25 protein-coding genes are annotated in these 22,439 nt (G+C 41.8%); 11 read left to right on the plus strand and 14 right to left on the minus strand.

Annotated features, from left to right (window positions below):
* Positions 1-135: 135 nt before the first annotated feature.
* Positions 136-879 carry a glycerophosphodiester phosphodiesterase gene (locus NYE63_RS26035; protein ID WP_342603336.1) on the plus strand — a complete coding sequence of 248 codons (744 nt, stop codon included), beginning with the start codon at positions 136-138 and terminating at the stop codon, positions 877-879.
* Between the two features lie 60 nt (positions 880-939).
* On the opposite strand, the gene NYE63_RS26040 is transcribed toward NYE63_RS26035, so the two are convergent.
* Entirely contained in the window at positions 940-1,143 is a 204-nt protein-coding gene (locus NYE63_RS26040) for an alpha/beta-type small acid-soluble spore protein (protein WP_063234094.1), read from the minus strand.
* Between the two features lie 165 nt (positions 1,144-1,308).
* Between NYE63_RS26040 and NYE63_RS26045 the strand changes: the two genes are divergently transcribed.
* Together NYE63_RS26045 and NYE63_RS26050 are read left to right on the plus strand one after the other, a co-directional pair.
* Entirely contained in the window at positions 1,309-2,595 is a 1,287-nt protein-coding gene (locus NYE63_RS26045; protein ID WP_342603337.1) for a glycoside hydrolase family 18 protein, read from the plus strand.
* A 250-nt stretch (positions 2,596-2,845) separates the two neighbouring features.
* The gene (locus tag NYE63_RS26050; RefSeq protein WP_342603338.1) at positions 2,846-3,838 is read left to right on the plus strand and encodes a potassium channel family protein; all 993 of its coding nucleotides are present in this window, start codon (positions 2,846-2,848) and stop codon (positions 3,836-3,838) included.
* Here NYE63_RS26050 and NYE63_RS26055 read toward each other — a convergent pair.
* The 3 genes from NYE63_RS26055 to NYE63_RS26065 all read right to left on the minus strand — a co-directional run bounded on the left by NYE63_RS26055 (position 3,835) and on the right by NYE63_RS26065 (position 7,140).
* Positions 3,835-4,239 (minus strand): YugN-like family protein, encoded by a 405-nt coding sequence (locus NYE63_RS26055; protein ID WP_342603339.1) that lies wholly within the window; start codon positions 4,237-4,239, stop codon positions 3,835-3,837. The genes NYE63_RS26050 and NYE63_RS26055 overlap by 4 nt on opposite strands.
* A gap of 243 nt (positions 4,240-4,482) precedes the next feature.
* Positions 4,483-5,829, minus strand: a complete 1,347-nt coding sequence (locus NYE63_RS26060) for a glucose-6-phosphate isomerase (protein ID WP_098371427.1) — start codon at positions 5,827-5,829, stop codon at positions 4,483-4,485.
* Positions 5,830-5,976: 147 nt separating this feature from the next.
* On the minus strand, positions 5,977-7,140 hold the full coding sequence (locus NYE63_RS26065; protein ID WP_342603340.1) for an iron-containing alcohol dehydrogenase: 1,164 nt from the start codon (positions 7,138-7,140) through the stop codon (positions 5,977-5,979).
* A 205-nt stretch (positions 7,141-7,345) separates the two neighbouring features.
* Here NYE63_RS26065 and NYE63_RS26070 point away from each other — a divergent pair, with 205 nt between their 5' ends.
* Complete coding sequence (locus tag NYE63_RS26070; protein WP_063234087.1) at positions 7,346-7,579, plus strand: DUF378 domain-containing protein; 234 nt, start codon at positions 7,346-7,348, stop codon at positions 7,577-7,579.
* A 136-nt stretch (positions 7,580-7,715) separates the two neighbouring features.
* Here NYE63_RS26070 and yugI read toward each other — a convergent pair whose 3' ends face one another.
* Positions 7,716-8,120, minus strand: a complete 405-nt coding sequence (gene yugI, locus NYE63_RS26075) for a S1 domain-containing post-transcriptional regulator GSP13 (protein ID WP_063234086.1) — start codon at positions 8,118-8,120, stop codon at positions 7,716-7,718.
* A 346-nt stretch (positions 8,121-8,466) separates the two neighbouring features.
* Between yugI and NYE63_RS26080 the strand changes: the two genes are divergently transcribed.
* Positions 8,467-9,810, plus strand: a complete 1,344-nt coding sequence (locus NYE63_RS26080) for a sodium-dependent transporter (RefSeq protein ID WP_342603341.1) — start codon at positions 8,467-8,469, stop codon at positions 9,808-9,810.
* A gap of 140 nt (positions 9,811-9,950) precedes the next feature.
* Positions 9,951-10,304 (plus strand): helix-turn-helix transcriptional regulator, encoded by a 354-nt coding sequence (locus tag NYE63_RS26085; protein ID WP_063234084.1) that lies wholly within the window; start codon positions 9,951-9,953, stop codon positions 10,302-10,304.
* A 161-nt stretch (positions 10,305-10,465) separates the two neighbouring features.
* Here the strand turns inward: NYE63_RS26085 and NYE63_RS26090 are convergent, their stop codons facing one another.
* Both NYE63_RS26090 and NYE63_RS26095 read right to left on the minus strand, forming a co-directional pair.
* Entirely contained in the window at positions 10,466-11,635 is a 1,170-nt protein-coding gene (locus NYE63_RS26090) for an aminotransferase (RefSeq protein WP_342603342.1), read from the minus strand.
* Positions 11,632-12,132, minus strand: coding sequence for an Lrp/AsnC family transcriptional regulator (locus NYE63_RS26095; protein WP_144478031.1), 501 nt, complete (start codon positions 12,130-12,132; stop codon positions 11,632-11,634). Before NYE63_RS26095 ends, NYE63_RS26090 begins: the two co-directional genes overlap by 4 nt.
* A gap of 305 nt (positions 12,133-12,437) precedes the next feature.
* On the opposite strand from NYE63_RS26095, the gene NYE63_RS26100 reads away from it, so the two are divergent.
* Entirely contained in the window at positions 12,438-13,280 is an 843-nt protein-coding gene (locus NYE63_RS26100) for an alpha/beta hydrolase (RefSeq protein WP_144478032.1), read from the plus strand.
* A 36-nt stretch (positions 13,281-13,316) separates the two neighbouring features.
* Here the strand turns inward: NYE63_RS26100 and NYE63_RS26105 are convergent, their stop codons facing one another.
* The gene (locus NYE63_RS26105; protein WP_342603343.1) at positions 13,317-13,577 is read right to left on the minus strand and encodes a DUF1871 family protein; all 261 of its coding nucleotides are present in this window, start codon (positions 13,575-13,577) and stop codon (positions 13,317-13,319) included.
* 93 nt (positions 13,578-13,670) lie between these two features.
* On the opposite strand from NYE63_RS26105, the gene NYE63_RS26110 reads away from it, so the two are divergent.
* Positions 13,671-14,855, plus strand: coding sequence for a PatB family C-S lyase (locus tag NYE63_RS26110; RefSeq protein ID WP_342603344.1), 1,185 nt, complete (start codon positions 13,671-13,673; stop codon positions 14,853-14,855).
* Positions 14,856-14,896: 41 nt separating this feature from the next.
* Here NYE63_RS26110 and NYE63_RS26115 read toward each other — a convergent pair whose 3' ends face one another.
* Entirely contained in the window at positions 14,897-15,652 is a 756-nt protein-coding gene (locus NYE63_RS26115; RefSeq protein ID WP_342603345.1) for a TraR/DksA C4-type zinc finger protein, read from the minus strand.
* A gap of 142 nt (positions 15,653-15,794) precedes the next feature.
* Here NYE63_RS26115 and NYE63_RS26120 point away from each other — a divergent pair, with 142 nt between their 5' ends.
* On the plus strand, positions 15,795-16,652 hold the full coding sequence (locus NYE63_RS26120; protein WP_342603346.1) for a manganese catalase family protein: 858 nt from the start codon (positions 15,795-15,797) through the stop codon (positions 16,650-16,652).
* Between the two features lie 40 nt (positions 16,653-16,692).
* Here the strand turns inward: NYE63_RS26120 and NYE63_RS26125 are convergent, their stop codons facing one another.
* The 4 genes from NYE63_RS26125 to NYE63_RS26140 form a co-directional block, all read right to left on the minus strand.
* A complete protein-coding gene (locus NYE63_RS26125; protein ID WP_342603347.1) occupies positions 16,693-17,307 on the minus strand; it encodes a PH domain-containing protein in 615 nt (204 codons plus the stop codon).
* A gap of 40 nt (positions 17,308-17,347) precedes the next feature.
* Entirely contained in the window at positions 17,348-17,824 is a 477-nt protein-coding gene (locus NYE63_RS26130) for a GNAT family N-acetyltransferase (RefSeq protein ID WP_342605874.1), read from the minus strand.
* Positions 17,825-17,993: 169 nt separating this feature from the next.
* Entirely contained in the window at positions 17,994-18,218 is a 225-nt protein-coding gene (locus NYE63_RS26135) for a hypothetical protein (RefSeq protein WP_063234074.1), read from the minus strand.
* Positions 18,219-18,352: 134 nt separating this feature from the next.
* Positions 18,353-18,943: a peptidylprolyl isomerase gene (locus tag NYE63_RS26140; RefSeq protein ID WP_342603348.1), complete on the minus strand. Its 591-nt coding sequence runs from the start codon at positions 18,941-18,943 to the stop codon at positions 18,353-18,355.
* A 178-nt stretch (positions 18,944-19,121) separates the two neighbouring features.
* Here NYE63_RS26140 and NYE63_RS26145 point away from each other — a divergent pair, with 178 nt between their 5' ends.
* A complete protein-coding gene (locus tag NYE63_RS26145) occupies positions 19,122-19,508 on the plus strand; it encodes a kinase-associated lipoprotein B (protein WP_342603349.1) in 387 nt (128 codons plus the stop codon).
* 40 nt (positions 19,509-19,548) lie between these two features.
* On the opposite strand, the gene kapD is transcribed toward NYE63_RS26145, so the two are convergent.
* Positions 19,549-20,172 (minus strand): 3'-5' exonuclease KapD, encoded by a 624-nt coding sequence (gene kapD, locus NYE63_RS26150; RefSeq protein WP_342603350.1) that lies wholly within the window; start codon positions 20,170-20,172, stop codon positions 19,549-19,551.
* A 279-nt stretch (positions 20,173-20,451) separates the two neighbouring features.
* On the opposite strand from kapD, the gene NYE63_RS26155 reads away from it, so the two are divergent.
* The gene (locus tag NYE63_RS26155; RefSeq protein ID WP_342603351.1) at positions 20,452-22,203 is read left to right on the plus strand and encodes a transglycosylase domain-containing protein; all 1,752 of its coding nucleotides are present in this window, start codon (positions 20,452-20,454) and stop codon (positions 22,201-22,203) included.
* The last annotated feature ends 236 nt before the right edge of the window (positions 22,204-22,439 follow it).

Consider the following 22,439-nt stretch of genomic DNA (forward strand, 5'->3'; position numbering starts at 1 on the left):
CGAACACCTATTTATGGAAATATCATATGTATTTTACTCGTTGTTTAAAATATTGTCTATTAAACATTGCTGAAACAATTCAAGCGTACATGTATGATAGGGTTCAAGATAAAGTTTAAAGGGGAAGTGATGATTTTGCAAAACATACTGATTTTCGCTCATAGGGGGTCCAAGGGGACGCATCCTGAAAATACCATGGCAGCATTTCAAAAGGCGGCAGAAATCGGGGCCGAGGGCATCGAGTTCGATGTCCATCTCAGTTCTGATGGGGAATTGGTCATCATACATGACGAAACACTCGATCGAACGACCACCCTTACTGGTTATGTAAAAGATCATTCTTCACAAAAACTGAAAACGGCTGATGCCGGGAGCAAATTTTCCAAGGAATTCCTTGGTGAGCGGATTCCTTTTTTAAATGAAGTTTTCGACTGGGCTAAGGGAAATACTTTATTGATGAATATCGAAATCAAAACGGATAAACTCGCTTACGAAGGAATCGAACAGAAGATCATTGATTTAATTCGTCAATATCAAATGGAAAATCGGGTGATCCTCTCTTCCTTCAATCATCAATCCATTGAAAAAGTGAAGATTCTTGCCCCAGACCTTGAACGTGCATTATTGTTCGAGGGACTTCCTGAAAACTTCGAAGAAATCTTACGTGATAAAAAAGAAGCGGGTTTTCATCCAGATAAAAACAGCCTGACTCCAGAAGTCAATGAAAAAGCGAAAGAACTTGGATATAAAATCCGGCCTTGGGTCGCCAATGATGAAGCCGATATCGTCAAGCTGGCTAAGTTGGGAGTCGACGTTATCATGACCGATTTCCCTGAAAAAGCAATAAAGATTTTAAAGGCATGGCAGGCAACTAACTGAACAATGCGAAAGAGAAGGAGCGATGCTCCTTCTCTTTCTAATCCATTTTTATTCAGTTAATTAACGAGCATACCCGCCTAATTGTTGCTCAGCCATTTGCACTAAACGTTTTGTGATTTCCCCACCAACAGATCCGTTAGCGCGAGAAGTAGTGTCAGCACCTAGATTTACACCAAATTCACTAGCGATTTCATTCTTCATTTGTTGTAGAGCTTGCTCTGCACCAGCTACTACTAGTTGATTGCTGTTATTGTTGTTTGCCATGTGTTTTCACCTCCTACTAATATTAATTAGCATTTTAGGCTTAAATTATTATTGCCAATTTATTGAATTTTTTTGTTTGGGGTTCTCTTAATCCTAAGCTCTTTATCATGAAATTCTTTTTATGCTCATAAACTGTTAGGAAACTTTCAGTAGGAGGGAAAAGAATTGCAAATTCATGTGGTTAGGCCAGGCCAGACGTTATATGGCATCGCCCAGACGTACAGCGTAACCGTTGACAGGCTCGTGGAATCAAATAAGATCCCTAACCCAAATAATCTTGTTTCTGGGCAGGCCCTTGTCATTCCAATCGTCGGCAGTTATTATTTCGTTCAACCGGGTGATAGTCTTTATTCCATTTCCCAAAGGGTTAATGTCCCTGTTCAAGAATTGGCAAAAATAAATGGCATTTCCGAAAATCAAAACCTATCCGTTGGATACCGGCTCTATATTCCGGCACGGAAGAAAAGGACCGCCGAATTCAACGGTTATGTCGAGCCGAGGGGTACGACGGTTGCACCGGCCCTTGAAACGGCTGCCAGGGAAGCTGCGCCCTATTTAACCTACTTAGCCCCTTTCAGCTTCCAGGCGCAACGAGACGGCTCCTTAAAAGAGCCATTACTCAATGAATTCCCTGCCATCGCCAGAGAAAATAAAAATGTCCTGATGATGGTGATCACGAATCAGGAAAATGACCAATTCAGCGATGAGCTCGGGCAAATCATCTTAACGAATACTTCCGTACAGAATAAGTTCCTGAACAATATCGTTACAACGGCAAAGAAATATGGATTCCGGGATATCCACTTTGACTTTGAGTTTTTAAGGCCGGCAGATAAAGAAGCCTATAATCAATTTCTCCGAAAAGCCAGGGACCGTTTCAAGAAAGAAGGATGGTTCATTTCCACGGCACTTGCCCCTAAAACAAGTGCTGAGCAAAAAGGCCGTTGGTATGAGGCACATGACTATAAAGCACATGGTGAAATCGTCGACTTCGTTATCATCATGACTTATGAATGGGGATATAGCGGAGGGCCGGCAATGGCTGTGTCTCCTATTGGACCTGTTCGGGAAGTTCTCGAATATGCCATCACCGATATTCCCTCCAATAAGATCCTGATGGGGCAGAATCTATATGGCTATGATTGGACCCTTCCTTTTGTACAGGGATCCATTGCCAAGGCCGTGAGCCCGCAGCAGGCCATCCAGATTGCAGCGGCCAATAATGCTTCCATCGAGTATGATGAAACCGCACAGGCCCCGCACTTCAACTATACCGATATAGAAGATAGGGAGCATGAGGTGTGGTTTGAGGATGCCAGATCCATTCAGGCAAAATTCGATTTAATCAAAGAACTGAATCTAAGGGGTATGAGTTATTGGAAGCTCGGCTTAGCCTTCCCTCAAAACTGGCTGCTTATCAGTGATAATTTTAACGTACGGAGAAGGGTCTAAGAAAAGATGGAGGCATACCGAAACGCAAACGGGCATATAATCAATTATCGAGCATGAAGTCCAGTTCAGGATACGTGACTCAGCACTAAAAGCCTTCCGACATCATCCGGAAGGCTTTTTATCATTTACATCGAATGGTACTTTCCAGATAAGATGCCGATATCCTATTCAAAGTTTGTCTGTCGAAACCCTTATGAGCCAAACCTTTTTTGAACATACTAAAAGGAACAGCTTAAGGGGTGTGAGAAACATGATACGAATCAGTCCATTTATCAGCACCGTTCCCAGATTTCCGCGTTTCATCAGATTGCTTTCTATCATCGCATTATTTTTACTCTCATTCGGGGTCTTGATCCACATTGTGGAGCCGAAGAGATTCCCTACTTTACTTGATGGCATTTGGTGGGCAATCGTCACTATGTCAACGGTGGGTTACGGAGATTTCACTCCCGTTACGAATCTTGGAAAAATCATTGGGATGGTCCTCATTTTGTCGGGAGCCGGTTTGATTACTTCTTATTTTGCGCACATTGCTAAAATTTCCATTTCCAATGAACAGCAATTTATAACAGGAAAGAAAGTATTCGGCGGCGGCGGTCATATTATCATTGTAGGCTGGAATGGCCGATCCAAGAGAATCATCCAAAACATTCATGATCGTAAACATCATCAATCGATTGTCCTTATAGATGATACGCTGCAAAAGCACCCGCTTCCAAGAACGAATATCCACTTTGTCCAAGGAAAAGCTACATTGGATTCCGTTTTGCAGAAAGCCAATATTAAACAAGCCGTGCGCGTCCTTATTACAGCTGACCTTAAGCAAGACGAGCTGCAAACGGATATGTTCTCGATATTAACGTTACTGGCCGTCAAAGGGCTGAATCCGCATGTATATTGTCTTGTGGAAATATTAACGCATGAACAAAAGGAAAATGCTTTACGGGCTGGAGCGGATGGTATAGTGGAAACGAATAAATTTGCAAGTGAATATATGCAGGATTGCTTATCGAAGGGGATCCTTGCGGAAGTCGAAGAGCAAAAAGAGCAGAATGGATTGAACATGAAACAGCTTCCCATCCAGGATGACTGGGTTGAATTGACGTTTAAACAGTTGAGCGTTAAGCTATTCGATCAAGACATTTTATTGGTCGGCATCATTTCAGGAGGCAAGACATTAATCAAGCCCCCTGGAGATGTAATCATACATCGTGATGACACCTTGCTCATCATTGAAGATTAATGTAATAAAAGCTTTTCCAAATCACGGACAAGCGTTTTTCCATATGAAATATAGTTTTCCGGAAATTCGGCATCCGGATTTTCAGGCTCAGCAAACTGATTGAAGGAAGCGGAGAGGTTTCCGACATTTCCTTCATCGTCATTCCCGTCCTCGTACTTATGAGATAACAAAAATGGTTGCAAAAGTTCGACCACTACCCCATCCTTATCCAGTGAACCATCAACGGCCTTAAAAGGGACTCTCAAGAATTGGTATCCATCACTGTCATCTATCTTATAATCAAAAGAACCATGGTCATAATCCCATCCCCCGCCTATCACATAGCCTTCCGGTTTTAACTTCGTCTCCAGATCGAACAAACCGAACGTTTTCCCTTCCAACTGAGAAGAAATTTTAATCATTGTATAAAACCTCTTTCGCTAATTTTTCTATTAGCTTAACCAAAGTGCCTAAAAAAAAACCTGGAATGACTCTATTGTTCCCTCGATTGGCAAAAGGAATTTGGCTTCCGCACAGTTTTCCAAGCTATCCCTTACGTTTTTGTGAAGTTTCTTTCTCTTCGCGGCTTACTTGATGGCACTACTTTAGCTTTCAACAAAAAAAAGCATCAAGCTGGATGTTATTCCAGCTTGATGCCTTTAATATTATAAGCGCTGTTCGAGCTCCGCTTTTTTCTTTTCATAACCTGGCTTGCCTAAAAGAGCAAACATGTTCACCTTATAGGCTTCCACTCCAGGCTGATCAAATGGATTTACACCCAGTAAGTATCCGCTCATTGCACAAGCTTTCTCGAAGAAATATACAAGATAGCCAAAAGTATAAGCATCGAGCTGAGGAACCGTTACGATCAGGTTGGGAACGCCACCGTCCGTATGGGCTAACAGCGTACCCTCAAATGCTTTATTATTCACGAATTGCACTGTTTCACCTGATAGGTAATTCAGGCCATCCAAGTCATTGGCCGCTTCTTCAATCAAGATTTCATGACGGGCCTTTTCCACTTTGATGACTGTTTCAAAAAGATCACGCCGCCCTTCCTGAACATACTGCCCTAATGAATGCAGGTCAGTCGAGAAGTTAGCCGATGAAGGGAATATCCCTTTTTGATCCTTTCCTTCACTTTCTCCAAATAATTGTTTCCACCACTCAGAGAAGTATTGAAGTCCAGGCTCATAGTTTATCAGCATTTCAATCGTTTTCCCTTTATTGTAAAGGATATTCCGAACCGCCGCATATTGGTATGCCTGATTCTCACCTAGCTCGGAAGAACTGAAGTCCACCCTAGCACGCTCGGCTCCCTCCATAATTTGATCGATATCCGCCCCGCTGACAGCAATCGGAAGCAACCCTACAGCCGTTAAGACCGAGTAACGTCCGCCAACATCATCAGGAATGACGAAAGTTTGGAAACCTTCCTCCGTCGCTACCGTTTTTAATGCGCCTTTCTCTTTATCAGTGGTGGCATAAATGCGGCCCTTAGCTTCTTCAACGCCGTATTTTTGTTCCAGCAGCTTCCTGAAAATCCTGAAGGCCAGTGCAGGCTCCGTGGTCGTACCGGATTTAGAGATGACATTGATCGAGAAATCCCTATTTTCCAATAGGTCCATTACGTCCTGCATATATGTAGAGCTTATATTATTACCCACAAATAAAATTTGCGGTGCATTTCTTTTATCCGACGGTAAAATGTTATAAAAACTATGTTGAAGCATCTCAACTGCTGCTCGTGCTCCCAGATATGATCCACCGATTCCGATAACCAGCAGCACTTCTGAATCTTCTTTTATTTTCGCGGCCGCTTTTTTGATTCTTGAGAACTCTTCTTTATCATAATTGGCCGGTAAATCAAGCCAACCAAGATATTCATTGCCTGCCCCTGTCTGCTCATGCAGGGAATGGTGTGCCACTTTTACAGCATCCTGTAAATAGGTAATTTCATGCTCCCCGAAAAACGGCAGGGCTTTTGAATAATCGAAACGAATATGGGCCATTCAAATTCCTCCTTGAATACTTTAGTATCCCTTTCACTTTATCTGATGTAATTCTTATAATCAAGAATTCGATCAAGTAAATAACGAATTATGCATATAAAGTAATCTCCCACCTGACATGGTGGGAGAACGGATCATATCACTTGTTTATAATGAAGCCCGTAAAATGGCGAGGACATCTTCACGGTTCAGGACTTTGAACCTTCCAAATTCCCCTCTGCTCATCGCTTTATCAGCCATGACTTCCAATTGTGAGTCATCGATGCCATAATCCGAAAGATTGGTCGGCGCCCCTAAGCTGCTCCAAAATGACCTAAGTCTTTCAATGCCTTCAAGGGCCGCTTCCTCATCCGTTTTACCTTCCGGATCTACATGGAATACACGGACTGCAACTTGTTTAAAGCGTGCGACATTTTCCTGGAGCACATGCTTCATCCAATTTGGGAATAAGATGGCCAATCCTCCTGCATGCGGGATGTCATAAACAGCTGAAACGGCATGTTCAATGTTATGCGTTGCCCAATCTCCGCTGTAACCGACCCCAAGCGACCCATTCAAGGCTAGGTTCCCGGCATACAGGATAGTAGCCCGGTGCTCATAATCTTCCAGGTCTTCCAATAGTTTAGGTGCCGTTTCAATTACCGTCAATAACAGCGATTCACAAAAACGGTCTTGAAGCGGCGCATGCGTTTCCGGATGGAAGTACGTTTCGAACACATGTGACATCATATCGACCATTCCATATACCGTTTGGTCTTTTGGTACTGAAAAAGTATTTTCAGGATCCAAAATGGAGAATTGCGGAAATACCAATGGACTTCCCCATCCATATTTCTCTTTCGTTTCCCAGTTTGTTATGACAGATCCGGAATTCGCCTCAGAGCCGGTTGCAGCTAAAGTCAGCACCGTTCCGAATGGAAGGGCCACTTCGACTGGTGCCTTCTTAATGACAAGATCCCATGGATCTCCCTCATATTTAGCACCCGCAACGATGGCCTTTGTAGCGTCTATAACGCTTCCTCCTCCAACAGCAAGGACAAAGTCGATACCATGTTCTTTACAAAGATCAACACCTTTTCGGACTGTTGAGATGCGTGGATTCGGTTCAACTCCGGAAAGTTCGTGCACCTCTGCATCGATATCTTTCAAGGCATTGACCACTTTTTCATATAAGCCATTTTTCTTTATGCTTCCTCCACCGTATACAAGTAAAACTTTATCGCCATACGCAGGAATTTCAGCTTTTAAGCTTTCGAGCTGATTTTTCCCGAAAATTACTTTTGTAGGATTTTTATAAGTGAAATTCTCCAATGGATATCTCTCCTTTAATGCCAAATTGACTCCGTTTTTGGAAATGTCCACAGTGCCAATGGATAGTTTTTCTTTTATTCATTATGACCAATGTTCCATTTAAATACAAAGTATCCGCCCGGAACTTTTGTAGTCATGTATATTTACATGATGAAAAAGCATGATAAGTAAGGAACTGATTTTTTCAAAAAAAGGAGGCTTCACAATGAGTGGAATACAAAGAACTGCACTCGTTCTTACAATAATCGGGGCAATCAACTGGGGGTTAATAGGTTTTTTCCAATTTGACTTGGTCGCTTCGATTTTCGGAGGGCAAGATGCCGGATTGGCCCGTATCGTTTATGGATTGGTCGGAATTGCCGGTCTCATTAATCTTGGTCTTCTCTTTAAACCAAGTCCTGAAATTTCCAGAGAGCCTGAAACCAAACCGACTCGTTGATGTCATGCTAATGACATTGTTTATGTTCTATAAAATAAAGCCGGACCATGGATAAACACATGACCCGGCTTTATTTCATTCATATGCCCCTAAACAAAAAAAACCGGCTGATCAAAGGATCTGCCGGTTTCCAAAATTATTTTTTGATTAAGTCTTCGCGTTGAGATTGTTCAATCCACTCTTGAAGTTTGTCTTTCAATGTGTTGAAACCTTCAGTAGATTCGATGTGAGATGTCGCTTTAACAGATGCTTGGCGTTTTTTCGGAGCTTTTTTCGGAGCTTCAGTACGCTCAGGAGCTTCTTCTGTAGCGCGGATCGATAAGCCGATTTTTCCAGCAGCTGAATCGATGGAAAGCACTTTAACTTTCACTTCATCGCCCACTTTTAAATGTTCGTTGATATCTTTAACGAAGCCGTGAGTAATTTCAGAAATATGAACTAAACCTTGAGTTGAATCATCTAGAGCAACAAATGCACCGTATGGTTGAATACCAGTTACTTTACCAGCAACTACCGCACCAATTTCGAATTTTTCAGACATGGTAACACTCCTATTTTATATATATTTTTTCGTCTTTTCACGCAATAAAAAATTATATCACATAATTGGAAAATAATCAAAGTTAAGTATACCATACTTTTTGGGATTTTACTCATAAAAAATGTTTGTTTTTTGGAAATAATAATTATTATAAGATCTTTATTTATAACTTATCCTAAAAATTTGCAAATAACCTCTATTCCCCTTAAAATATTCACTCATTTTTCTAAAGATTGTAATATTAAAACACTATCCAATCCCTCATAATCATAGTAAGATGTGAAAATGTTTTAACAAAAGTAATATACAGCTAGATATTCTTTACATCTAAAGGAGTTTTACCATCATGTCAAAACAAGATCAATGGACTTCAAAACTTGGGTTCATACTGGCAGCCGCGGGATCCGCTATTGGATTGGGTGCCATCTGGAAGCTCCCATATATGACTGGAGCAAATGGCGGAGGGGCCTTTTTCCTGCTTTTCATTTTATTCACCCTACTTATCGGTGCACCGATATTAATAGCGGAATTCACGATTGGCCGCAATGCACAGAAAGATGCCATTAGCGCATATAAACATATCGCCCCGGGAAAACCTTGGGCATTAATTGGATATGGCGGTGTCGTCGCTTCAATCATTCTGCTTTCCTTCTTCAGTGTTGTTGGAGGCTGGATCATCTCTTATTTAGCAAGAAGCTTTACAGGTTCCCTTTCAAACTTGACTCAAGAAGAATATGGGAACTTCTTCAATACGATAATCAGTAATCCTTATGAAACGGTTATCGCTCAGTTATTTTTCATGATCTTTACCATTTGGGTCGTGCAAGGCGGTGTTTCCAAGGGAATTGAAAAGGCGAATAAATATATGATGCCTTCCTTGTTCATACTTTTCATCATTCTTCTTATCCGTTCCTTGACTCTGGATGGGGCAATCGAGGGTGTTACATTCTTCTTGAAGCCGGACTTTTCCGCATTAACAGGGGAAACGATCCTATTGGCACTGGGCCAATCCTTCTTTGCGCTAAGTGTCGGTGTTTCCGTGATGGTAACCTACGCATCCTATTTAAGTAAAAAAGAAGATATTACAAAATCGGCCTTTTCGGTAGTTGGACTGAATATCTTCATTTCCTTGCTGGCAGGTTTGGTCATCTTCCCAGCTGTTTTCGCACTAGGTTTCAGCCCTTCAAGCGGGCCTGGACTAGTATTTGTCGTGTTGCCTGCCGTCTTCAATGAAATGGCGCTCGGCGGGATCTTCATGTTCATTTTCTTCATATTATTATTATTTGCCACCCTTACAACGGCATTCTCCATTCTCGAAATCGTCGTTGCGGCCATGATCAAGGGTAATGCTGCAAAGCGGAAGAAGGCTTCTTGGATAGCTGGTATCACCGTTTTCCTGATTGGAATTCCAAGCGCATTATCCTTTGGGGTGCTTTCGGATGTGAAGATTTTCAATTTATCGATATTTGATTTCGCTGATTATCTGACAAGCAATATCGCGCTGCCCGTCGGCGCCTTGTTCATATCGCTTTTCATCGGCTATCAAATGAAAAGGATCGAGGTACAAAAGGAGTTCGAATCTGGCGCTGATTCCGGCCGATCACTTTTTAAACTTTGGTACTTCCTGATTCGCTACATCGTGCCGATCATGATCATACTCGTATTCCTTAAGTCAACTAATCTCATTTAACATTCAACATGCCGTTTCGATATTTCTCGATGCGGCATTTTTTTCACAAAACCTACATATTCCGTTACTTTCATTAAGTAATAATATGGTAAAATAATTACATAAAGAAAATATATTTCCTGAAAAAGGAGTGTCTGACTATGTCAAATATCGCGAAGAATATCCGGCAATACCGAGAAAATCACAACCTCACTCAGCAGGAACTGGCTTTGAAATTACGAATCGGCACGAAGAAAATTGAAAAGTATGAATCGGGTGAATCGGTTCCTGATACACAAACCATTTTACGGCTTTCCACCGTTCTTGACATTCCAGCTTCAGAATTCCTGAAGGATGCCCAAACTGGGAACGCCGCTGGTATCGACGAGGACATAAAAAAATTGATTGAAGAAATCGGAACCAAAAAAGCGGAGCTCATTCTAAGAACAGCTAAGGATTTTAGCGAAGAACAAATTCTGAATGTTATGCATACTTTATATAATACACAAGCTTAATTCAAAAAATGGGTCGTAGTATGTGTATTTTTTTTCATGTTACTGGATATACTATGATTAACACTTTCTATGTTAATCCATTAGATTAACTCTTTTTTCTAATTCCCCCTATGGAAAGGGATCCGGCTGCTTAAAACGGCCGGATCCCTATTTTTTTGCTTTTATTTGCAATGATTCTTCATGAAACGTTCCATCCTTCTAAGCGCTTCTTGAAGCTGTTCCATAGAGGATGCATAGGAACATCGGATATGACCTTCACCGCTTTCCCCGAACACATCTCCCGGTACAACGGCTACAAGTTCTTCCGTCAGAAGTTTTTCAGCAAATTCCATCGAAGTCATCCCCGTTTTCTCGATTGAAGGAAAAGCATAAAAAGCCCCGCCAGGATTATGACAATCAAGACCCATCTCATTAAATGATTTCACGATATAATTTCGCCTTCTCCGATAACTCCGACGCATTTCTTCCACATCCTGCATACCGTGCTTTAAAGCTTCCAATGCAGCATGTTGCGCAACGGTCGGCGCACACATCATCGCATATTGATGAAGTTTAAGCATCGCTTCGGAAATTTCCTTAGGTGCACAAACGAACCCAAGACGCCATCCAGTCATCGCAAACCCTTTCGAAAACCCATTGATGACAATTGTCCGCTCAAGCATGCCGTCAATGGCAGCAAAAGAAGTGAATTTCTCATCATAAGCAAGTTCTGCATAGATTTCATCGGAAATCACCAGCAAGTCATGCTTTTTAACGATGTCAGCAAGCATCACTAATTCTTCATGCCCAAGCTGTGTTCCCGTTGGGTTATTCGGTGAACAGATTAAAACGGCCTTCGTTTTAGGCGTGATCGCCGCTTCAAGCTGTTGGGGGGTCAACTTAAAGTCATCTTCCTTGGATGTTTGGACCGTGACCGGTATTCCCCCTGCCATGGTCACAAGCGGTGCATAGGCGACGAAACAAGGTTCGACGACAATGACTTCCTCACCTGGATTCAAGATGGTCCTCAGGGCAATATCGAGGGCCTGGCTTGCTCCGACCGTGACAATGATTTGATCCTCTGGTCTATACGAAACATGAAACTGCTTCTCCATATACCCACTGATTTCCGACCTCAATTCATATAAGCCGGCATTGGCAGTATAAGAGGTATATCCTTCCTCCAAGGAGTTGATCGCCGCTTCCCTTACTGCCCAAGATGTAACGAAATCCGGTTCACCCACACCAAGAGAGACGACCCCTTCCAAATTGGCTGCCAAGTCGAAAAAGCGGCGGATGCCTGATGGTTTAAGCTCTGCAATCGTTTTTGAAACATAACTCGTTTTAATCATGGTGACACCACTATCCGCTTATCTTCTTCAGTTTGTTCAAAAATGGTGCCATCATGCTTATATTTTTTCATAATGAAGTGAGTCGTCGTAGAAATGACGGAATCCAGTGTCGAAAGCTTCTCCGAAACAAAACTTGCTACTTCGTTCATCGAACGTCCTTCGACAATGACTGAAAGATCATACGCCCCAGACATTAAATAAACGGACTCGACTTCTTTGAATTTGTAAATCCTTTTTGCGACCTCATCGAAACCGACGCCGCGTTTTGGAGTGACTTTTACATCAATCATCGCTGTGACACCATGGTATTCATCCACTTTTGCCCAGTTAATGACTGTTAAGTAACGTACAATAACCCGCATATCTTCTAATTTCTTCAATGTTATTTCAATGTCCGAATCTGATTGATCGGTCATTTTAGCCAAATCCTTCAGATCAATCCGGCTGTTATTTTCAATGATTCTCAAGACTTCCAATTCCTCTTCATTCAAGTGCATTGGAAAACCCCCCTTTTGGAATTCACTAATTTAGATGTGATGGTTTGGCTGGCAGATAGTCTCACGAATTACCTTATTAGACTTTTAAAAAAAACCTATATGACAATATAATTTAATAAGTCCTATTCTGTCAGGATAAACTTACACTATTATATCAAAATTGGTCGGTGACCTGTTATAGTAATTGTGTTTTTTCATCGTTATTATTACAATTACTGTTATGCAACAGTATTAAAGGACCTTTTTTGGAATATTCAGGGTAACATGGGTTTTTATCATTGACCAATAACGGAGGAGGAGCTTTTATGGAAAGTCATACAATCAAAGGTGTCGAACGGGTGGGTAATATGGAAATCTATTTTGAATATGACCGAATCGATGATTCCCTCCCCACCCTTGTCCTGCTTCATGGATTTTTGTCATCGAGCTTCAGTTTCCGTAAATTAGTGCCCTATTTAATCAAGGAGTTCAATGTGATCTCAGTAGACCTCCCCCCATTCGGGCAAAGCGGAAAAGATTATCGATATACATATTCATTCCGGAACATCGCGAAATCCGTCGTTATGTTCTTAGAAGGAAAAGGCATCAGGAAATTCAGTACCATCGGCCATTCCATGGGCGGACAGATTTCCCTGCAGCTCATCAAATCATATCCTGATCTTGTCGACCATGCCATTCTTCTTGCCGGTTCAGGCTATCAGCCCGGCTATTCGGAAAAAATGAAGATGGTCAGTTACCTGCCTTTCTTTTCATTCGGGATAAAGCGGTATCTACAAAAATCAGGTATCGAAAAGAACTTAAAAAATGTCGTCCATGACCCAGCCATGATTGACGATGAAATGCGGCAGGGATATCTAGGACCATTCATAAAGAAGCATGATATTTTCCGGGCATTGGGGAGGATGCTTCGAGATAAGGAAGTCGATTTGTTGAAGGAGGACCTTAGTGATATTCATACACCATGCCTGCTTATTTGGGGAAGGCATGACCGAGTGGTGCCATTGAATATTGGCCAAAGGCTCCATGAAGACCTGCCTAATTCCGAGCTTGTTGTCATTGAGGATTCCGGGCACCTTCTTCCAGAGGAGAAACCGGCAGAAGTGTATCAATTAATCAAGGGGTTTATTGGAGTAGCCACCCCAACGTAAAAAAGGTGCCCCTGATGGATACACCCTTTTTCACCTTTAGATCGAACAGCTGGCATCATTTTTAATGATGAGCAGCTTTTGTGCAACTTCCAGGCACTTTTCCATCTGAACGGATTCATCGAAAGCGAACTCGTAAATGGATTTTATTTTTTCCGCCAGTTCCTTTGGTTCATCTAGATCCCGGATTGCTACGACAGTATCTGCAATTTCCGGCTCATAAAGATCCCATCCTATCTTGAATGGGTCCCATTCTTGCAAAACGGCAACCAACGCTAAATTCATTTGCTGTGTATCCATATAATCATCACCTGCTCAATATTTTCAAAGAACATGATTTCATAGTATCATAACAACAGGCTTTTCGCGAAGACGACAAATTTTTATTCGGCGGTGGATATTTTGAACAAGTCAATATTTGAAGAACAAATAAACAGGGAAAATTCAGGGTCTGCAAAATGGGATAAAAACTCGCTCACATCATTGTATGGGCGCGAAGATGTTCTGCCAATGTGGGTTGCCGATATGGACTTCCCATCTCCTGAGGGCATTCAAAAGGCGTTGATGGAACGCTTGAACCACCCAATTTTCGGCTATACCGTCCCTTCTGAAACGGTTTTCACCGAAATTCAAGGCTGGCTTAGAGACCGGCACTCCTGGCAAATCGAAAAAGAGTGGATCTCATTCAGCTCCGGCGTCGTTTCCGCAATCGGTACAACGATCCAAGCATTCACGAACCCGGGCGATAAAATATTGTTACAATCTCCAGTCTATACTCCATTTTTTGATATGATCAAAAATAATGACCGGGAAGTGGTCAATAGTCCCCTTATCATGGAAAAGGACCGCTTTGAGATTGATTTCACCGATTTTGAGGACAAACTGAAAAGCGGAGTGAAACTATTCCTTTTTTGCAGTCCGCATAACCCTGGCGGACGCGTTTGGACAAAGGACGAACTCTTGCGAATCGGTGAGCTATGTGAAAAATATGATGTAGTCATCGTCAGTGATGAGATACATGCTGACTTATTCCATATAACATCAAGGCATTATCCGATCGGCTCGCTTTCAAAAAATTTAGCGGACATAACCGTTACATTGATGGCGCCAAGCAAAACATTCAATATTGCCGGCCTTCAGGCTTCATTCCTGATCGCCAGTAATGAAAAATTACAGAAGCAACTGCAAAAAGCACAAACGAAACTGGCCTTCCATGGTCTTAATATCTTTGCCTTAACAGCAATGGAGGCCGCATATCGAGAGGGCTTGGAATGGCTTGAAGACATGATTGGCTACATTGAGGAAAATATAAAAGTGGCAGAGGAATTCATTGCAGCTGAAATTCCCTCACTGCATGTCATGCATCCGGAAGCCTCTTACCTTTTATGGATTGACTGTCGAGATCTTGGATTGACCGACAAGGAAATTAAGGATCGACTGATCCATCAAGGAAAGCTCGCATTGGAGCCTGGTTCAAAATATGGACCCGGCGGAGAAGGCTTCGTTCGAATGAATCTCGGTTGTCCACGCAACGTCCTGATGGAAGGGCTAAACCGTTTGAAGTTGGCTTTTTCCTAAATAAAAAGAAGAACCAGGCTTAGAATCCTGGTTCTTCTTTTTCAATCTTTCTCTTCATCGACATAAGGATCATGCTCATATCGTGGCAAATCCCCAAACGAGGTTTGAATATTTTCTTCAAAAAGCTCTTCCTTCAATTCTTCATATTGGGAATTCGGATAAACCGTTATCTCTTTACCGTATATATCCACACCAACGAAATTTTCATAATCTTCGACATATCCGATATTTTCTTCGGACTCGACATACATATCTTCGTAATCGTTTGGCGGATTTACAAAATCGGAAGGCGATTCAGATGTTCCATAACTGGCAACATCCTGCCAAGAATCCTCCGCATCGTATGCAACTGATTCGTGCCGATCATCATAATCAAACTTTCCAAATGGGGGTCCCAGCACTTCCTCTTCCACCGGCCGATTGTCCGAAGTTTCCTGTGATGGGGTATGCTCGACACAATAAGTCGTGGTAGGGATAGCTTTCAAACGTTCAAGAGTTATTTCCTTTGAACAAACCTCGCACTTTCCATACTCACCTGCCTCGATGGCAGAAAGCGCTCGTTCAATATCCCTTATTTCATCCCGATCATGTTCGGAAAGGGCCAAATCCTTTTCCCGTTCATATAACTCGGTTCCTTCATCTCCGGGATGATTATCGTAACTCGATAACTCACCTGTCGAATCCTCCAAGCTTCTTCTTAAATCATGGTTGCCTGAATCATTTAATCGCTCTTCCAACTCTTGCTTCGTTTGCTGCAATTGCTGTTGAAATTCTTTAAGCTGCTGATTGGATAGCATGTGCAACATCCTTTCAAAATCGTTCTTCCCTCTAGTATTTCTCTCATCCCGCCATTCCATAAAGGTACTTTTTACCTTAGGAATAAATTAATTCAGACAACAGAAGATAACTTAGAAATAATAATCTAAGGAGGGATTCCATTTGTATTTCTATAAAGAAGACTTAATCAATATGATCGTTCCCGATAATCCTGATCCGAGTGCGGCAAAAGTACTTCAAGAAGCTCTTGGAGGGCAATTCGGTGAAATGCGGACGATGATGCAGTATTCTTTCCAAAGTGCCAACTTCCGCGGCAAGGCTAAACAATATCGTGATTTAATTCGTGGAGTTTTCTTGGAGGAGCTTAGTCACGTTGAACTTGTCCAATCAACCATCAACCAGCTGTTGAATGGTGCTGGCGGGAATATGCCTGGAGATTCCGCTATCGATGGCGCCCCATTGGATGAAGTCATCAAAGGCGGCGCAAACCCCCATCACTTCATCATCGGTGCGAAAGCATCCCTGCCCGTCGACGCTGGAGGCAATCCCTGGAATGGATCATGGGTTTATGATCAAGGTAATCTTGTGGCGAACCTTTTGAACAATGTCGTGCTTGAATCTACGGGAGTCCTGCAAAAGTCCAGGATTTATGAAATGAGTTCCAATAAATCAATGCGCGAAACACTGGCATTTTTAATGGTTCGCGACAATGCCCATCAAAATGCATTTGCCAAGGCATTGGAAACTCTTGGGGTTGACTGGGGGAAAATCTTCCCTGTACCTAATTATGATTTGAACAAATATCCTGAATGCCGCAAATATGTGGATTTAGGCTACCATAATGCCCAATTCAATTTCAGGTTGGATCAAACTCAAATCGGCGAGGTTTTCCAAGGGGAGACACCGAGCCGTAATGGCGGAAACCTTGCTGTTACCGAGCCGCCAAAAGGATTCCCTGTCCCTGAAATGCCGGATATGCCAAATGAACATAGCCCTGGCCTGAGTGATTTGAACAATTAAAAAAGAAGGCGGACACATCCTTCTGTGTACGCCTCCTTTTTTAATTATTGATATATTTCTCAAAAACATAGCCAAAATCTTTAACATGGTACTTTTTCCGGCTTTCCATCAACCATTCGAAAGCTGCAGAATTAATTTCCTTGAAACTTGCAGCCATTTGGCTTCCGTCAGTGCGAACCTGGTTCAAAGTGGAAGAAGCAAGGTTTACGCTTTGCTGGGCATATTGAAGGGCATACTCATTCTCATGGCAAATTTCCGATATTTTCACGAGTGATTTGAACAAGTCCTTTAATTCTTCAATGAATTTCTTATGGACATCAATGGAGAAAGTCTTTGCACCGATCGAAAATTTAATTTCCGCATCCAAGTCCACGGTCCCCGCGGTTTCAAGCGTGGCGTTGGAAATAGTATACTGGCTGTAGCTATATCTTGTAAGTGTACGCTTTTTACTTATGGCACTTGTACCGTCCAAATGTATGAATGCTTGATTCGTGAAACAGTACTCATCGGTTTTCGATTTAATCAGGAAATAAATTTTTTCCCCATCCTCATGCATGATATAGTCATCTGCATCCACCTTGTCATAATCGGCAGGACTAATCACACTTCCAATATCACTAAGACCAAGGGCATCAGCCGCAATTTTCTTGAACATCTCTATTCCCCCTATCAAAATTCAGGTGTATTACACCTTATTATAAGTATTTTTCCAATATTATCTCGTCTCGGATCGGAATTCCATCAAAACTGTAAAATGGTATTTCAGGCTTGATTTTCCGTGATTCTTCCACGGCGTTTTTAACGATTTCCGAAATGACATAACCACGCTTTTGAAAAAATTTCATTGCCTGTAAATTATCGTTCGTTGTAATCGCTTTAATTGTATGGCAATTTTTTTCCTTAGCAAAATTCTCCATTACATAAAGCAATGATGAGCCCACCCCTTGATTCTCATGCTCACTATTCAAAGAGATGATCTGACATACATGGTCGGATATTTTGTATGTTCCCAGCCCCGTGATTTTTTCATTCTCGTCCATCACCCCAAAACCTTCAAGTTCCGCATAATGAAACAAGCCTCTTGAAAAAACGACTTGAGACGTCTCCCAGTGCTGAATGAAAAACTCCTTAACCGTATCTGCCGCAATCATTCTTTTCGCTACGATTTGCATAACCAATTACGCCCCCAAAGTTTCTATCTCTATGCTTATAGTATAAAATGCTTATGCTGATAAGGGAACATTTTATTCTTTACGACCTTCTAACAAAACATAATACCATTCATATTCAGATAATCAATATCAAAAAAATAGGGTCTCGTGATGCACGGCATCTTCCGGGTCAAGAAATAGTATCATCCTTTATGCGCTGGTTCCTTTTGGTGACCTCATCTTCGAATTGCTTGGTTTTCATTTCTTCCTTCTTTGAATATCTTATAATTGCCCTCATCGTAAAAACGGCTGCCACTAAAAAAATGAAGCAAGTTATACCAGCCGAGATATATTCAGTCTTGTCTTCTGGAAAGTAAAGAAACAAACCCAGTAAAGCATGATTGAGAAAGTCCATCCGATACATCCTTCCTGATAGGGAATTAAACTGCATTATCCCATTATATCAATTACCAGAACAATCCACTAGTGGGCCTAATCGACTAAAACCTAAAAAAACGAGAGGCACTGAGCCCCTCGCTTCTCTTTTATTTATAAAATGGTGATCCCTTTAATGACCACGTCCACTGCAGGTTTGTCTCCCGCAACTGTCTCTACGTTAGCAATCGTATCGACAACGTCCATGCCTTCGACCACTTGTCCAAAAACAGAGTGTTTATGATCCAGCCATGGTGTGCCTCCTTGTTCCATATAAGCACTGATGATTTCTTCCGGATAACCGGCTTGCTTCATTTGCTCACCCATCCTGCTGTCCACATGTTGGGATTGTACAACGAAGAATTGGCTCCCGTTTGTTCCCGGTCCTGCATTTGCCATGGAAAGAGCTCCGCGCAAATTGAATAATTGCATGGAGAACTCGTCCTCAAATGGAGTTCCCCAGATACTTTCTCCACCCATTCCAGTCCCTGTCGGATCTCCGCCTTGAAGCATGAAATCCTTGATGACACGGTGGAAGATGATTCCTTCGTAGTAACCGTTCTCAGCATGTGTCAAGAAATTTTCCACTGTCTTTGGAGCCAGTTCAGGGAAAAGTTTAATTTTAATATCGCCCATCGTCGTCTGCATGATGACCGCTTTTTCATTTTCCAAAACTTCACTTGTTAATTGTGGAAAGTTTGTCATTGTACATAACCTCTTTCTTTCTAAAATAAAATGGCATGAAACACCATTTTCCATCTTCATTTGTACACTTTACACGATTTTCTAAAAAAAAGCATCTTTACGGAATTGAACAAATTCGCTGTGAAAAATCGTTGTTCTTATGTATCATGAAGGAAGTTAAAAGAAAGGTGGTAGGGAAATGTCAGAACAGGATTTTAAAATCGGCGATAAGGTTACCGCCATATATAAAACTGGAAAATACATCGGGGAAGTCACCGATATCAGACCTGCTGCATATCTTGTTAAAGTGTTGGCTGTCTTGAAGCATCCCATGCAGGGAGATCTTCATAACCCGAAGCAAACGGAAGTGTCCATGTTCCATCAGCGGCGTGCTCTTGCATTCCGGGAGCAAACCAATGTACCAAAGAATATGGTAAGGACCTTTGATGAGGAGATTCCTGAGTATAAGGAATCCTTAAGAGAAGCTGTTGAGAAAATGAAAGGCACTTTAAGCGAAGCCCAAACAGAGTGGAATGACAAAAGCTTACAGTTGCTTGAAGATCTAGCGACGGATTATTTCAAATAAAGCATGATAAAAGCCAAATCAGTAGTATATGATTTGGCTTTTATAACGCTAAATGATTCAATACCTTTGATAAATCAATGCGATCGCCAATTGTCGTCGGTTCATGGTTTTTCATATAACTTTTATCTTTCTCTACTAACTTAAAGATATTATATGTCGTAATCGCATCATCCAGTGCCCTGTGATGCTTACCTGTCCCTTCTTTGCCATAGGCCTGTACAGCTTTCCAAAGCCCGGTTTGATTTTGATCCCCGAAAAAGCGTTTATACTCCAGGCAAAGATCACTTTGTTTCCCTGAAAAAGGGAAATCCAATCCTGCTTTCTGACAGTTTTGGCGAAGCACCTTCATGTCCATATTTCCCCAGGTAACAATCGTCGTCGGGTGCTGCTCATCTATTTTCTTCAATATAGTAACCAGCTCTTCAAATGAAATCCCCCGGTCAACCTGATCCTGGGTAATGTTCAAGAACTTCTTGCATCTTCCCGTTAAAACTTGAAATTTCGATGGGTTAACAAAAGATGAGAATTGTTCCTGAATGGTCTCATTAATGACGGTGACTAAACCAACCTCTATGATTTCCGGATAGAAACCAACTGGATTGGCTTTTCCTTCCGGCATCGTAAATTCAAAATCAATGAATACATATTGCTGTTGTTCCTCCATTTTTATGACCCCCTTCATATTCCTGACATCAACATATAAACAAAAAATGGTTTTTTTCTCACGAGAATATTATAACAGAAGATTTAGAAAGTTTTTCTTAGGATCGTCACACACCATTTGGATACGGCTCCTGCCGTCATACCTAATTTATCCAAAACTATTTATTGTCTACCTTATTTGGATTATGATGGATGAATGAATGAATGAACCAAAAGTACCATTTTTTCATCCCTTCATTCCAAGGACATACTAAAAATATATTAGTTAGGAAGTTGAACTATGCGCACGTATCTTGGCTATATCACGATTTTCCTCTTAGTTCCCTTATTGATCCTTTTCATTTTCCTTTCCTATCAGGAGTGGTCCTTAGCGCAATCTCCCTATCATGTACTCGACGAGCGAATTCCCATTGAATCGATAGAACTGGCTCAGAATAGTTACATGAAGGCCGCAAATGGAAAGGTCATCAGTGAAATTTCCACTGGTGAGAAACGGACTTACCTAAAACTTGAAGACATCCCCCTTTTCCTGGAAAATCTGTTCATCGTTACAGAGGATCAGAAATTTTATGATCATGCAGGCGTTGACCTATCCGGCATAAGCAGGGCGCTTCTTATCAATTCACAAAATAAAACAATCGAACAAGGCGGCAGTACCATAACCCAACAACTGGCCAGGAATGTTTATCTTTCACATGATAGGACATATAACCGAAAACTCAGTGAACTCATTTACGCCTATCAGATAGAGCGAAAAAAATCAAAACCGGAAATCATGGAGCTGTATTTGAATGCCATATATTTCAGTAATGGAGCTTATGGAATCGAAGCCGCTTCCCAATATTATTTCAGTAAACCGACTGGAGAGTTGTCCAAGGCGGAACTTGCCTTCCTGGCAGCAATCCCTAATAATCCGGAAAACTATAATCCTCTTAAACATTTCGATGCGACGAAAAAGCGTCAGGAGAGATTACTGAAACAAATGGTGGCCGAAGGTGATTTAGAACAGGCCGAGTACGAAAAGCTTATCAAAAGTACGATTAAATTAGACTTGTCCACCCCGGTCGACTTATATCCCGATTACGTGACGTATGTTCATCAGGAATTAAAAAACCTGGTTGCATCCTCCGAGGGTCTCGACAAATCCCTGCAAAGCCCTGATGTCGCTATACGTAAGCAGGCGGCAGCTGAGTTGGATAAAAAGGTCGAAAAGCTTTTGAATTCCGGTGTAACCATCCATACCGCACTCGATACTAAGCTGCAAACACAGTCAAAGACTGCTGTACAATCAAAAATCGGTGTCAATGATATCGAGGGAGCTTTAGTGGTTATACAGCATCATACGCACGAGCTTGTCTCTTTGATTGGGGGAAAGGATTATAAAAAAAATTCTTTCAATCGGGCATACCAAAGCTATAGGCAACCAGGTTCAGCCATTAAGCCACTTCTCGATTATGCACCCTATTTAGAAGAAACGGATGCTGACATCAATCAGCTCGTTAGCGGAGCAAGCTATTGCAGCAATAGCTATTGTCCAAAGAATTATAGCGGCGACAGCTACGGGATGGTCACACTAAGAACTGCCTTCGCACAGTCCTATAACACACCCGCCATAAGGCTTTTTGAAAAAACGGGGGTGGCAACGAGTTTCAAGTACCTGGATGCTTTCGACTTTAAAAAGGTGAGCAAAAAAGACCACCATACAAGTTCTGCCATAGGCGGATTCGAGTATGGCATGAGTCCCCTTGAATTGACAAATGCCTATACTTCCTTCAATGACGGAAACTATCAGCCAGCGCGCGCCATTATTAAAGTCACCGATCAAGAAGGTAAAGTCCTTTATAAATGGAAACACCGCTCCAAGGAGATATGGAACAAAAGCACCGTAGCCAAGATGCGGCAGCTGCTCCATGAAACAACCCTTTCCAAGACAGCCCGCAAAGCCTACTTTCCTACAGATTATGTCGGCGGCCGGTTTCAGAAAAAAACTCCAGCATCCCTTGGTAGATTCCCAAATTTCCAAATAACTTGAGCATTTGCATTTCCCCATAAATGGCAAAGGAGAGGCTGAATAATAGAATTGAAATGATTGGTAAATAGCTAAGTACATATGTGTTTTTCATGATTTCTCCATCCATGCGTCTTTTATCCTATATTATGCAAGATAATCCATCATTTCACAATGGATACTCTACTAATTCACCCTTGAAAAACTTTTTATAATAAATTTTCCGGGACGGTTCCCCCTCCTTTTCTACCTATATATAA

This window comes from Peribacillus sp. FSL E2-0159 (genome assembly GCF_038643155.1).
GTDB classification, from domain to species: Bacteria; Bacillota; Bacilli; order Bacillales; family DSM-1321; genus Peribacillus; species Peribacillus simplex.